This is a genomic window from Microbulbifer sp. ARAS458-1, from assembly GCF_045348205.1.
Classification (GTDB): domain Bacteria; phylum Pseudomonadota; class Gammaproteobacteria; order Pseudomonadales; family Cellvibrionaceae; genus Microbulbifer.
This window is the reverse complement of the sequence record NZ_CP155838.1, coordinates 1,182,979-1,198,194: the sequence shown is the minus strand read 5'-3', so window position 1 is coordinate 1,198,194 and position 15,216 is coordinate 1,182,979. Positions and strand designations below refer to the sequence as shown.

Here is a 15,216-nt window from a genome sequence, read left to right as displayed (position 1 = left end):
ATGAGGTAACCGCGCCGGTGCAGTCACAATTATTCGACGATCCAGCCTCCACCACCGCTAACGGAAGTTCTCCGGGGAGCACGCCGTGCGGTCCCTGGGCGCCGCTACGCACCGACCTGCAAATTCACCGCAGCAACGAACAGGGCGACCAGCGTCACGGGAATTCCGCGCACCATCGCTTTCATACCTGGCTACTGTTCGATCCCTTGCGGGGCCAGTACCTGGAACTTGGCGAGCTGGAAGTGCTGGTGCTGCAGCTCTGGCACCTGGGGAGTACCGAGAAGGTTGCGGCAGAAATTGCCGCTCAGCAAGGCTGCGAAATCGATCCACGGCAAATTGAATCCGTGGTGCGTTTTGTCAAAGACAATGAGCTTCTGCAGACCAGTAGTGATGCGCTGTCCGCAAAGCTCGCCTCGGTGAGCAGGGCACAGCAGCGGCTGGTAAAACTGCAAAAAAGCCTGTTCTGGCGACGTCCGCTGTTTGTCCCCGAGCTGAGCTGCCGGCTACTGTTGCCCCTCGCCCGCGCCACCGCCGCCGGCGGGTTTTACGCGCTGCTGGTATGCACGGCACTTTTCTGTGCCGTTTCTGTTGGTCAGCACTGGTCTGAATTTATTGCCTACTTCGACGCGGGCTGGAATCCGGTGGGCGCGGTCATTTTCTTTTTCTGCTATCTGCTACTCAGCCTGGTGCACGAGTTGGGTCACGCCAGCGTAGCGCGCCTGTACGGCATCCGCGCCAACAGTATCGGCGTCGGGCTGATCGCGCTGATGCCAATCATGTTCAGCGAAATCACCGATGCCTGGCGCCTGCCTCGCAAAGCGCGCCTGCATATTTCCGCCGCCGGGGTAACCTTTGAGTGCGCCCTCGGTGTCGCCGCGGCAATGGCCTGGTGCCTGCTGGACGACGGCCCGCTGCGCGCGCTGATGTTTTATCTGTTTACCGCTTCGCTGTTAACCACGTTGATGATCAACGCCAATCCACTGATGAAATTCGACGGCTACTACCTGTTGAGTGATTACACCGGCGAAAAGAATCTTCAACAAATCGCAAACACCAGCCTGCGTCACTGGATCTGGTCACGGCTGCTGCGCCACTACCCAGCCCCCACCGGTCGCCGGCAACGACTGCTGATTCTGTTTGGACTGGCCAGTCTTGTCTATCGGCTCATGGTGTTCGCGTTTATCAGTTACGCCGCTTACCAGTTGCTATTCAAGGCCGCCGGCATACTGGTGTTCCTGTTGTGTATTGGCCTTCTGCTTTGCGTGCCCGCCTTCCGGGAGATTTCCGGTTTTCTGGGTTACCTGAAGGAGCAGAATTCCCGGCGCGATGGCGACCAGCCGGCATCACAATCGGGAGAGGATCCGATGCAGAGTTCACAGGGCAAGACACCGCTGATTCCGGCTCTTTGTCGATGGTTACGTCTATTCCGGCCTGGGGCGCTGCTCACCATCATCACACTTCTCGCCCTGCTGCTGATACCGCTACCCTGGCCGGTGCAGATTCCCGCGGCCACTTACTTCTCCGCAGAGCAGAAGGCCATGGCCCCCGCTGGCGCGACACTGCGCCGCTTCGTCAGGCGCGGAGAAGCGGTGACCGAGGGGCAGATCATCGCCGAGTTTCATAACGACGAGCTGGCCTACCGTATTGCCCGCACTCGCACCGAATTGAACCTGCTACAACGCCGCCAGCACAGCGATGGGTTTGCCGAAACCCTGGACGCCCTCGACGGGGTCTACCTGCAGGACCTGTTGAGCAAGCGCCAGTTGCTGCGCGCACTGGAAACCGAGCAGCGACAACTTCAAGTTTCGGCGCAAGTTTCCGGCGTCGTGGACTGGGTACTACCAGGGCTCGGTACAGATCAGTTTCTGGATCTCAATCAGCCGTTTTTGACCATCGCCGATCGTCGCAGCCTCGCGGGCCGCGCCTATGCGCAAGCACAACAGACCATGCGTCTGAATGTTGCTGACACCGCAGAGCGGAAAGGCAGGCTGTTTCTCTCTGGTCAATGGCAACCGGTTCCGGTGACGGTAATTGCGGTGGAACGGATTGCATCGCGGCGTATCCAGGATCCGGCGCTCGCCTCCGTCAACGGCGGCCCACTGCAGTCACTGGCCGAAGACCCGCGCCGCTCTGCCGAGGCCCTGCATTTGATTCTTTTTGATGTGCCCCAAACGTCACGTGGCGACGCCAGTTCGGGGCCATCCGTTCCGATGAGTGCCCAGCGTACCGGCCACCTGGTACTGCTTGGCGAGCCGGTAAGTCTTCTGCAATTACTGACGCAGCGGGTTGCAGGTGTACTGATTCGCGAGAGCGGTGTCTGACCGCGCGCAGTAAACACGATATTTTGAAGCAATTTTCCCGGCCATCAGGACGATGACCGACAGCTACCGCAAGGAAAGAGGTATTCCATGGAATTCAATGAGTTTTCCAGATCATCCCTGGCCAATGCCATTAATCAGCACGGCCGCCGGCTCAGCAGCCTGCACCGCAACCTGGAAAAACGTGTATTACTGGATGCCTCGGTAGCTGCGGATGTCAGTCAGGCTGTAAGTCCTGCCGATACCGATACGGCGGACGGGAATGAGATAACCCTGCGCAGCGACACACAAAAAGACAAGCAGGAAAACCGCCAGCAGAGTTTTGCCGGGCAAATGTCTGCCGGACTATTAAATGCATCGTACCAAGCGAAAGCCGAGCTGGTCGTCATCGACCTGCAACTCGATGATGCGCAGGCGCTGGTCGACGACCTGGTGCAGCAGTCTTCTGCGGTGAACAACCACGGCGACGCGATGCAGCTTACCATTGGCGAACGCAGTGTGACATTACTGACGCTGGGTGCCAGCGACACCCTGCAGACGGTCTCCGACCTGATCCAGCAAAGCGGCCAGACATTTGATGCCATTCACCTGATCTCCCATGGCGGTGCCGGCGGCATTGATATCGGCGCGGACACCCTATCCCTCGCCTCGCTGTCTGGTACCGGCTCCGAGACCACTTACGAGAGCACGCCTGAACAAGCAGGCAACAACCACCGCGCGCAATTACAGAGCTGGTCCAGCAGCTTGAATAGCGGTGCCGATATCCTGCTGTACGGATGTAATACCGGCTACAGCCTGACCGGGGAAAAATTTATCGCGCGGATCGCGGATCTCACCGGTGCCGATGTCGCCGCCTCGGACGATGCCACCGGCAGTGCATTGCGTGGCGGTGACTGGGAACTGGAGCAGAACCGGGGAGATGTGGAAACCGATATTATTTTTTCCAAGCTGCTTCAAGGTTCCTGGGAAGGGCTGATGGTTGCCACCCCCACCGCCACGGTAGACGGGCCCAGTGAGGACTTTATCAACGAGTCCACTGATATGACATTCACCTTCGACAATGCCGGTGATACCACCGGTTACGGTCCGTTTATGGACATTGTCCTAGGACCCGGCCTCGAGGTTGATAATGTCAGTGGGCTGCTCGGTGCCAAGGTAGAAACCTACACCTATGAAAACGGCCAGTGGGTAGACAGTGGCGGTAATCCGGTGGACTACCACCCCTACGATTTCAATCAGACCGGAGATATTTCACTGCCGCCCGGTGAGGAGGGCGCAACCTGGTATGCGATCCAGCTGCCCTTCGGTTCCTTTACCCCGGACCAGCCCGCCTACGAACTCGATGTTTCCCTGCTGATTGATGAGGTCGCCGGCGCCATGGTGGGCGTGCCGATTCCGATTTATGTGCGCCCGGGATTTGCCTACGGCAACGACCCGCTCAATAACCCGGACACGGATCCGGCCATTGTGGCTCCGCCCATCGAAACCCAGATTACTCCCACGGTAATGCTGGTGGACAAAGTGGCGGTGGATGGTGACGGGGACAACGCGTCAATCGGCGACGATGGCGAAACCGTTACCGGCCCCAGTGAGCCTGTCACCTGGCAGGTGAATGTGGACATCGCCAATATGTCCCCGGTGCAGAACCTCGTCGTCACCGAACAGATTCCGGAAAATTTCTACTACCAACCAGGCACCGTTAGCGTCGGTGGCGCAGTCGGCAGCACCCTGGTCGAAGGTACCGACTATACAATCTCGGAACCGCCGGAAGGGGCGCAGGTGGGCTCGGAACTGATTGTCACATTTCTGACGCCCGTTGAGGGCACCCTGGCGGACAACGATATTGTTATCACCTATTCCGGTTATGTGCCGGAGGTAGATGCCAACGGCGATCCGATCGTGGTCGGTGATGCGGCGGACGATGCGGTACTCAATACCGCGTCCGCCACCGGGGTTTACGACAGCATGGATATCAGCGGCAGCGACGATGCACAGATCGTTGCCACCGCCAGCGCTCTGCAAAAAAATGTTTCTCTGGTGAACGACACAGGCTCCCCGGGCTACACGCCGGGGGACACGATCGAATATACCCTGACCATGCAGGTCTCCGACTATATGTCGCTGGACAATCTGTCGGTAAGTGACCTGGTTGGCGACGGTATCGAAGTGGACCCCGCCTCAATCTCCATGAGCCTGTCACTCAATGGCAGTAATTTTGGTCCGTCGCCGGTGGCTGCGGGCAACTCCTCGGTCGTAGTCAATGGTGATGGATCCACCACCGTGGATGTAAACATTTCCCAGCAGCTGATCGACCTGGGCCTCACCGATGGCAGCCTCGACGGCGATCTGTTTTCCGATGGCATCACCCAGGGCACTACCACCATTACCATCACCTATGAAGCCATTATCCGCGAGCAGTATGTGGGTCCCGGCGGTTCGGTGGATGCGCTGGATGTGATCGGCAACCAGGCGACGCTCACCGCCGCTGCAGTTTCCGCCAATGGTGAGACGGTGGAAAACAGCAGTAGCGAAGAAATCGTTATCCAGAGCGCAAACTCCAGTAAATCGGTCTTCGCGGTCAATGATAGTACTGACCCGGCAGATCTGAATGACATCAGTGTGGGCGATACCGTTACTTTTGCCCTGGAAATCGACCTTGGTACCATCGACTTTGAAGGCATCAGTGTAACCGACTACCTGCCGCTGCCCGTGTTCCTGGCACAGGCACCAACCTTCACCGATACCGGTAACGGCGCCAGTATTCCCGGGGTCAACGAGTGGGGGTTTGGCCCCAACACCGACTTCGGAAATTGGCCACCCGGCTATCTCGATGGCTCCCGCACCACCACCAGCGCCGACACCGGCAACAATGCCATTACCTGGGATTTTGACCCCTCCAGCCTGAACAACTCCAATGGCGGCACCGTCCAGCTGCTATTTACTGTGCAAGTACAGGATCAGCCCTTCACCGACGGTCTGTCACTGACCAATGTTTCCTCCATTGCCATCACCAATACCAACGGCACCACGGTACTGGATCCGGATGCGGTGCAGCTGGAGGTCTTGTCGCCGGAGCTGAGCCTTACCAAAGGCGTTGTCTCCACCAACAACAGCAATGGTGTGTTTGATCCGGACCCAAACGCGCCGGTGGATTTCGCCGAGCCCGGTACCGCTACAGCACCACCCTGGACTGGAGGGCTGATCACCAGTGACAACCTTGGCGCGATTCCTATCGACTCCAACCTCAGCGAGGTGGATGCCGGCGACCTGGTGCGCTTTGCCATCACCGTGGAAAACACCGGCGGCTCCGATGCGTTCAATATCGCAATCAGCGACATTCTTCCTCCCGGTTTCGACTACCCCGGTGGCAACGCGGCCGACCTTAATCTGCAGGTGTACACCGGCAGTGGGACTGCCCTCACGTTTAGCGGGGATCTGTTTGGCAGTGGCATTGTCATCGACGACCCTTCATCGACCGAGGGCGCACTAAACCAGGGCCGGGACCCGGACGCGGGCAACACCATCGACGGCAGTAATATTATTGTTATTACTTATGACTTACAGGCCATCGGTGATGTCCAGCCTAATCAGGAAATCATCAATACCGCTACCCTTGAAGCTTACGGTGGCGTGGATGAGGGCAACGATTACACCGAGGGTAATTCAAACTCCAACTGGCAGGACGATGCTGCGGTTACTATCCGTGCAAATACGGTGAGCAAATCACTGGATGGCACCAGTATTAATTCAGCGAACAATCTTGACGATGAGGCGGTTATCGGTGAAACCGCCGAATATACCCTCACCCTGACAATCGCCGAAGGGGAAACACCCAGCGCCTCGATTCTCGATACCCTGGATCTGGGGCTGGAGTATCTCGATATCGTTTCGGTAACCGCGTCAGCGGATATCCAGAATGCCAGCGGCAACCCCTGGAGCCAGAGTGATCTTACCATTACTGAAAATGGCCAGCAGATCACTTTTGATCTCGGCGACCTTACCAACGTCAACCGCGACAATAGCAGTACAGAAACAATCACCATCACCTACCGGGTACTGGTGCAGAATATTATTGAAAATCAGAGCGGCGATACCCTGAATAACCAGGCGGAATTCTCCTGGGACAGCACCGCCGACGGCGTGGACAATCCCACCGTACAGGCTACTGCTGCCGCAGAAAATATTACGGTGATCGAACCACAACTGCAGGTGGAAAAAACGCTCTCTTCCGCATCTTCGCGTATCGATGCCAATGATCAGATTGATTACACCGTGGTCATCTCCCACGCCAGCACCTCTGAAACCGATGCCTGGGACGCGACCTTTACCGATACGCTGCCATCCGAGCTTGGCGGCGTGACCCTGGTCAGCGCGACACTGGATGGGGTGGATGTACTTAACCGGTTCGTGGTGAACGGAAATACCATCTCCATGGCGACGAACCAGACCTTTGACCTGCTAATGGGGCAAACCCTGACCCTGCAATTCTCCGCAACGGTGGACGCGTTTATTGTTCCCGGCACCACCATCACCAACGTCGCATTTGCCGAGTGGACCAGTATCGAGGGGGAGGATCCGAATGAGCGTACTGGCGTTGACGGCTTGGGCAACCTCAATGACTACCGCGCAATCGGCTCAAACTCCTTTACAACAACATCCATTCTGGCCGAGGGGAAGCAGATCACCAGCAGCTCCATAGAGGATCCGTTTAACGGCCTCACCGAAGTGGTCATCGGGGAGACCGCAAGCTATGCATCCTATTTCATCATTCCAGAAGGCGAGGTGCCACTGGCCACCATTACCGACCTGTTGCCACCGGGGCTGGCCTTTGTCAGTCTCGATGAAGTGATCGTCGGTAGCAACATCACCTCCAGCCTTGGAGACCTGACGGATCCGGGCATTCTGAACCCTCCTGCTGAAGGTACCACCGGAGAAATTGTTTTTTCACTGGGAACCCTGACCAATAGCAATGCCAGCAACGATGCAGGGGCCAACACCATCGCGCTCCTGTATACGGTCAAAGTACTCAATGTGGAAAGCAATCAGGCCGGCGAGGTACTCACCAATACCGCCACCTTTATCTGGGACTCCAATAACAACGGCGAGATTGATCCGGACGATCAGGCGGTATCCCAGACTGCCGACATCACCGTCATAGAACCACAGCTACTGATCGAAAAATCGGTGGTTCCTGGCACCGGCGATAACGGCGATCAGGTTACCTACACCATCGTCGCAGAGAATCCGGGTGATGGCAGCAGTACCACAGCTTATGACATTATCTTCACTGACCAGCTGCCGGACGAATTCGAGATTACCGACTTCAGCGCAACGATTGAATTGGCGGGCGAAAGCGGCAATGTCACCAATTTTTTTATTTATGACGAGGTAAACAATCGGCTGGTAATTGATCCGCAGGCTGAATTGGATATGCTCCCCGGTACCACCATAACCCTGACCATTACCGGTACACTCGCCAACACCATAGCGGGCGGAGAAATTTTCAATGACACCGACCTCCGCTGGAGCAGCCTGGATGCGGACGGCCCGGATGGGGACGCCGGCGAGCGCGATGGGAGTGACGGCGAGGGCAATGGGCTCAACAATTACGCGGTCAGTGATGATGCCGTTATCACGGTAAATTCTCCCACCGTGGAAAAAGTACTGGTTTCCACCTCGCAGAATGACGACCTCAATAGTGATAGCGAGGCCACCATCGGCGAAGTGGTTACCTTTTCGGTGACCGTTGCACTGCCCGAAGCATCCATTACCGGGCGCATTACCGATGTATACGGCCCCGGCTTCGAGTTTGTGGATCTGGTCAGTATTGTGGCCAGCGACCCGGATGCCGTGCCAATCGACTCTAGTCAGATCACCATGACCAATGATGCCGCCAACAATGCGCTGATTGTGGATTTCGGCACCCTGGAGAATTCTGATTCGGATAACAGCACGATAGAAACCGTTACATTTACCTACCGTCTACGCGTCACTGATATCCCAAGCAATGTTCAGGGCACCACTCTCAATAATGATGTGGAACTACAGTTCGATACTGACAACGACGGCACTCTTGACGGCAGCGCCACTGCCAGTGCATCCGTCGATGTGGTCGAACCGCTGCTGATGATCGACAAGCAACTGCTAACCAGTACCCCCCTGACACTGGGAGGGCCGGCACAGTACCAGATCACCGTGGAACTGGACCCGAATAGCGGTGCCGATGCCTACGACGTGGTCATTCGCGATACGCTTCCGCCCTTTATCGCTTCGGTAGACAATGTACAGATTGATGTGACCGGTGGCGGCTCGCCGGAGATTGTAGATAACTCCGCGGCGAACCTGCTGTCGATCAGTATCAGTGAAATCGACAGCACTACCACCGTCACCATCACCATCGATGCCCGGGTAACCACCGATCCCGCAGCCATAGGTCAGACTACCACCAATACCACCGTTGCTGATTACACGTCGCTGGATACACCGGAAGGCGGTGACGATGGTGATATCGAGCGGGAGTATGAGGTCAGTGACCAGGTCGCCGCCGATATCGAAGCAGTCGATCTGTTTATCTCGAAAGACGACGGCGGAATCGATGCCGATGACCCCGCCGCACCCGGTGACACCGTTACCTACACCATCAATTACGGCAACCGCGGCAATCTCCCGGCCACGGGAGTGGTGATCACCGAAAGCCTGCCGGAATATGTCAACTTCGATCCATCCGAAAACCCGAACTGGATGTTGAACGGCGACACGCTGACCTTTGACGTTGGGAATCTTGCCGCCGGTGAAAATGGCTCCGTCAACCTGGTGGTTACCATCATCGATCCGGTGCCGGCCGGTGTTGAACAGACGAGCAATAGTGTCTCCATCGACGGCGACGAAAGCAACGGATCCGACCCAACACCCGGAGACAATGCCGATTCGGATATCACCCCCATCGAGGCAGCGCCGGACTACGTCGCGGAAAAAACCAACGACTTCACCAGCCCGGTGCAACCTGGTGATCCGGTCAGCTGGACAATCGAGATCAGCAACCAGGGCAATCAGGATGGTACCGGTGTAGTGGTTACCGATAACCTGCCCGATACCAGCCTGTTTACCAACTTCACCGCCAGCAACGGCGGTGTGATTGATCTGAACGCCGGCACCGTCACCTGGGATATCGGTGACCTCGCCGCCGGCGATTCCATCACTCTGACACTCAGCGCCGATGTGGCGGACTCGGTGCCGGTTACCATTCCCACGCAGACCAATACGGTGACTGTGGACGACGATGGCAACAACGGTCCGGATCCAACACCGGACAACAACACCGATAATACCGAGTTCGATATCACCTATGTGGAGCTGTCCATCGACAAAGACGACGGCGGTGTTTCTGTAGAACCGGGTGATACGCTGATATACACCCTGACTTACGCCAATGACGGCACCCAGGAAGCGACCGGTGTCGTCATTACCGAAACACTTCCCGACTACACCACATTCGATGCCGCAAGTTCGGACCCACGCTGGGTACAGAATGGCAATACCCTGACTCTGGATCTGGGTACCCTCGCTGCGGGAGAAACGGGCAGTGTAGATTTCGCGGTGGTGTTTGATAATCCGATGCCATCGGGTGTTGAGGAGACCAGCAACAGCACCCGCATAGAAGATGACGGCGGTAACGGACCCGACCAGGACCCTGACAACAACACCGATGACGAAACGACACCCATCGAGGCCGCTCCGGATTATGTACTCGACAAAATCGAGAATTTTGTCGATCCCGCCAACCCCGGGGACACACTTGAGTGGACCATCGTTATCACTAACGAGGGTAACCAGGACGGAACCGGTGTTGTGATTACCGATGACCTGCCGAGCTCTACCGTTCTTTCCAATGTGACAGCGAGTGATGGCGGTGTGATCGATCAGGATCGGGGAATCGTCACCTGGGACATTGGCGACCTCGCCGCAGGGGAAAGTGTCAGCGTCACCTTGTCTGCGGTAATACCGGACCTGGTTCCCGTCAGCTTTCCGCTGTTGGCAAACACCGCAGTGGTAACCGATGATGGTGCGAACGGGCCGGACCCGACGCCGAAAAATAATGGCGATACCGAGCAGTTCAATATCATTTTCGTTGACCTGGTGATCGACAAGGTAGTCAATGACGAAGACAACATTGCCTTCCCCGGCGAGGTGGTCACCTATACCCTGAGCTATGCGAACGTCGGCACCGCTTCCGCACCGGAAACCCGGGTCTTTGAACTTTTGCCGGCAAACACGACCTTTGACCCCACCAATTCGACGCCCGGCTGGCAGCTCGAAGACGGCCGCTATGTTATCGATATCGGGGAAGTAGCCCCCGGCGAAACCGGCCAGGTCCAGTTCGCGGTTATTATTGACGATCCCCTGCCCGCCGATTTTCAGGTATTCACCAATGTCGCGTTGATCGATTACAACGACAGCAATGGTCCCGACCAGGACCCCGCCAACAACACCACCGCCGACCGCGACAGTCCGGCGATTGTGGTCGTCGCGGCACCGGACTATCAAATCGACAAGATCGAGAATTTTGAAGATCCGGCAAACCCTGGCGATACCATCAGCTGGACCATCGTCGCGAGCAATGTAGGGAATCAAAACGGCACCGGCGTGGTGGTTACGGACCAGTTGCCAGATCAGTCGCTATTCACCGACTTCGTGGCCAGTGACGGTGGTATCGTCGATACGCAAGCGGGCACCGTGACCTGGAATATTGGCAATCTCGCTGCCGGTGACAGTGTCAGTCTTACACTGACCACAACGGTTCAGGATCAGGTTCCCGCAAATGTCGGCGCACAGACCAATATCGTGACCATCACCGACGATGGCAGAAACGGAGCAGACCCCGACCCATTGAACAACTCCGACAGCGAGATATTTGAAATCGAGTTTGTCGACCTGTTTATCGATAAGGACGACAAAGATGTGGAACCCCGCCCGACGGAATCCATCGTCTATACGCTCACTTACGGCAACCGCGGCAACGCCACTTCGACCGGCGTGGTGATCACGGAAACCCTGCCACCCAACACTACCTTTGATGCGGCCAACTCAACCCCGGGCTGGGTCCGTTCCGGTGATACCTACACCTTTGATGTAGGAACGCTCGCACCCGGCGAGCAGGGCAGTATCACCTTTGCCGTCACCGTAAATTACCCGCTGGATGCCACAATCCAGCAGACCGAAAACACGGCCACCATCGGCGATGATGGCAACCACGGCCGGGATCAGAATCCGGACGACAATATCGATACCGACCAGACCGAAATCGAGAACGACACCAACGTCGACAACATCACCCTTTCTCAGCTGTATCCGGAATATATCTACCCGCCGCGGGAGTGGGAGCGACAGGCACCAGAGCTGCACGGCCGCCTGATCTCCAAAGAAACGGAAAATGTTTCGAGCAACCTGCAGGGGGGACGCAGTGGCGATCACTACGACCCGGTATTTGGCTCGGTCGATGGGCGCTACTACCCCAACGACTGGTCGAGGGTATTTGGCAATGATCTGAGTATCGATACCAGCGCCCCGGAGGATTCCCACAAATCCAGCCCGCTACAAATGCACAGGGATTTCGCGGGCTTCCGGGACAACTCCATTTTTGGTGATTTCCAGCGGCCTGCCGCCAGTCCGGAACTGCCGGCAGGCGCGCCGCACTGGACGCCGGAAGTGGAGCCTCTGCCATCTCCGTTGCAGTCCTCGCCCTCTGGGGACGAACCCCTGAACCTGAACGGGGAGCGCAGTCAGTTGCAAGAACAACTGGATGAGATCGGCCGGGAAATGCGTGAATCCCGCGTTTCACCACTGCTCGCGGCGCTGGCGCAACAGGTCGCCGAAGAGTCTGGTGAGCCACAACGTAGCGAATAGCAGTTGTAAACTGCGCAGGCGCTATTTATCGCAATATTGGGAGCAGGTTGGGTATCATGCCTCGAGATCCAGGATTCGAGAGGCCCCCCTTGCTCCCAATGGTCCGCGCCAGCGCGCTCACCGGTTACAAGTCTCTGCTTGGCAGTTTCGGCGTCGATGCCGGGGCACTGCTGCAACGCCTTGCCCTGCCTGCGGATTATCTGGATCGTCCGGACCTGATGATCCCGATGGAGAGCAAGGTTGAACTGCTGGAACTGGGGGCTCAATTGAGTGGCTGCCCGCACTTCGGCCTTAAGCTGGCCCAACAGCAGAGTATTGCCGCCCTCGGTACCATCGGCCTGCTGCTGCAACAGTGCCCGACCCTGCGCGATGCCATGGAGACGATCACCTCCTCCATTGGACAGACGGCCCAGGGGCTGAAGGTATGGCTGGAGGAGTCGGCCGATACCGCCTACCTGTGCTCACGCTACGAGTTTGCCGGTCCTTCCGCCGCTTCGCGCCAGCACAGTGACAATCTGGTGGCCAGCGGATTTAATCTGATCCGTTTTCTTCTCGCCGAGCCCGTCGCCCTGCGCTCGGTCCAATTGTGCGGTACGGCACCGACAGGGAGCGCAGGTCTCGCTCCCTACCGTGAACTGTTCCAGTGCCCGGTGCAGTTCGGGCAGGACCACAACGGGATCGCGTTTGCCAGGGAACTGCTGCAGCGCCCCGTCGCCGGTGCAAACCCGGAAATGCTCGGCCTGATCAATGATTTTCTGAAGAAAAAGCAACTGGATGACTTCCAGGAACAGTTACTCTGGACCATTACCAACCTGTTGCCACGAGGGCCGGTGACTCTGGAAAAGGTCGCCGATAGCGCGAACATGGCACCGCGCACACTCCAGCTGCGTCTCAACCAGCAGGGCACCAGTTTTCAGCAACTACTGGACCGCACCCGCGTGGAGCAGGTGTGTACCTACTTACTGGAAGGCAGCCGGTCACTGACCGAGATCGCGGAACTGGTGGGCTACAGCCAGCTCAGTGCACTGACCCGTGCGTTCAAACGCATCATGGGCGCCAGCCCCAGAGCCTGGCTGCACCAAAGGTCCGACTAAACAGTCAGCGGGACTCAAGGTTGCGCGATCTGTCAATTTGCCGACGCCTTCGGTCAACTCTCTACAGGGAAAAACCCGTATCCTGTGCAAATCAGACTCGTATCTAATCCGGAACACCGCCCCAGGTATCACCGGAAACACAGCTAGGTAAGCGATCATGAATACCCAGACCTTGACCAGTGAAACAACCCAAACCACAAACCTGGTAAACCTGCTGGCCAACCAGCGCCAGGCTTACCTGGCCAGCCCCACCCCCAGCTACCAGCAGCGGGTTGAAGATCTGAAATCCCTGGCCCGGATGATCCGCGACCATCAGGACGAACTTGTACAGGCGGTAAGCAAGGATTACGGCAACCGCTCTCATCACGAGACCCTGTTCGCGGAAATCTTTCCCGCGCTGGATGGTATCAAGGACACGATCAAGCGCCTGAAAAAGTGGATGAAGCCCCAGCGACGCCATATCGACATCACCGCGTTTCCGACCTCATCGACCAAGGTCATTCCACAGCCACTGGGTGTGGTAGGTGTGATCGTGCCGTGGAATTTTCCGATCAACCTGTCCTTCGGGCCACTGATCAATATCTTTGCCGCCGGCAACCGCGCCATGGTGAAAATGTCGGAAAACTCCCGCAACCTCACCGCATTGCTGCAACGTATCAGCAGCGACTACTTCCCCCAGGATAAACTGGTGTTTCTCGAGGAGACCGGCGGCGTCGGTATAGAGTTCTCCGCCCTCAAATTCGACCACCTGATTTTTACTGGTTCTGGAACAACCGGGCGCAAGGTTATGGCCGCAGCGGCAGCGAATCTGACCCCGGTTACCCTGGAGCTTGGCGGTAAATCCCCGGCGATAGTCGGCCCCGACTACGACACCGATACCGCGGTGGAACGGGTTCTGTTCTGGAAGCTGTTCAACGCCGGCCAGATCTGCACGACGGTAGACTACCTGTTACTGCCGGAAGACAAGGTCGATGCGTTTGTGGAAAAAGCGAAACGCGTTTTCAAAAAACGCTACCCGGATATTCAGCACCCGGACTACACCTCGGTAATCGACGATCGATCCTTCCAGCGTATCTGGAGCACCCTTGACGATGCGCTGGCGAAAGGCGCGACCGCAATCGACCTGACCGATGGACAGGGTGACCGCAACGACACACTGAAAAAATTCCCCGCGCACCTTCTGGTCAATGTCAGTGAAGACATGGAAGTAATGCAGCGGGAAATTTTCGGGCCTTTATTGCCGATCAAGACTTACAAAAACCGAGAAGAAGTGGCCAACTACATCAATAGCGGCGACCGTCCGCTGGCGATCTACCCATTCACCAAAGACAAGGAGCTGCGGGACTATTACATTGATCACGTGATGTCCGGCGGAGTCAGCGTGAATAACGCCGTACTGCACGTAGGGCAACACGATATTCCTTTCGGTGGTGTTGGCGAAAGTGGCATGGGCCACTACCACGGCTACGAAGGTTTCCTGACCTTTTCCAAATTGCGCCCGGTGTTCTACCAGGGCCCGTTGGACCCGCTGAAATTAATGATGCCACCTTACGGCAATCTGGCGAATAAAATGATGAAACTGATGCTGCGTTTGACCAAGTAACGCAAGCTCCTGATTTTCCACGTATTGCGAAGGGAATAAACTTCGCCTTCGCAATACGGTTCCAACACCACTCTCCTCAAGCCGACCCCATCAAGCCCGCCCCATCAAACTCGAAACAAAATTGCGATAAAACCGTAATTTTTGCTAGGGTATTTCCAGAGCTTAGCCAGTCTGGCGCTCTTTTTTCTGGATTTCATTTAAGAAAACTTCCAGCACCATCGCGGCGATGCAATATCACCGTGCACTCTGGGCAATGACGCCCGCTATTCAATCGCGCAATCCAGCTCGGATTCTTACG

Annotated in this window: 4 protein-coding genes; all 4 read left to right on the top strand. The window is 56.9% G+C overall.

Annotated elements, in window-relative coordinates; genetic code table 11:
• Window positions 1-17 precede the first annotated feature (17 nt).
• The 4 genes from AAFH99_RS04915 to AAFH99_RS04900 all read left to right on the top strand — a co-directional run bounded on the left by AAFH99_RS04915 (window position 18) and on the right by AAFH99_RS04900 (window position 14,918).
• The gene (locus AAFH99_RS04915; protein ID WP_406828820.1) at window positions 18-2,321 is read left to right on the top strand and encodes a M50 family metallopeptidase; all 2,304 of its coding nucleotides are present in this window, start codon (window positions 18-20) and stop codon (window positions 2,319-2,321) included.
• An 87-nt stretch (window positions 2,322-2,408) separates the two neighbouring features.
• The gene (locus AAFH99_RS04910; protein ID WP_406828819.1) at window positions 2,409-12,221 is read left to right on the top strand and encodes an isopeptide-forming domain-containing fimbrial protein; all 9,813 of its coding nucleotides are present in this window, start codon (window positions 2,409-2,411) and stop codon (window positions 12,219-12,221) included.
• A 98-nt stretch (window positions 12,222-12,319) separates the two neighbouring features.
• Window positions 12,320-13,315 (top strand): AraC family transcriptional regulator, encoded by a 996-nt coding sequence (locus AAFH99_RS04905; protein WP_043320658.1) that lies wholly within the window; start codon window positions 12,320-12,322, stop codon window positions 13,313-13,315.
• Between the two features lie 157 nt (window positions 13,316-13,472).
• Complete coding sequence (locus AAFH99_RS04900; protein ID WP_406828818.1) at window positions 13,473-14,918, top strand: coniferyl aldehyde dehydrogenase; 1,446 nt, start codon at window positions 13,473-13,475, stop codon at window positions 14,916-14,918.
• Window positions 14,919-15,216 lie beyond the last annotated feature (298 nt).

What these genes read in the sequence shown, in the direction of transcription:
- AAFH99_RS04910 (WP_406828819.1), top strand. Translation starts at nt 2,409, where the DNA reads ATGGAATTCAATGAGTTTTCCAGATCATCCCTGGCCAATGCCATTAAT.
- AAFH99_RS04905 (WP_043320658.1), top strand. Translation starts at nt 12,320, where the DNA reads ATGGTCCGCGCCAGCGCGCTCACCGGTTACAAGTCTCTGCTTGGCAGT.
- AAFH99_RS04900 (WP_406828818.1), top strand. Translation starts at nt 13,473, where the DNA reads ATGAATACCCAGACCTTGACCAGTGAAACAACCCAAACCACAAACCTG.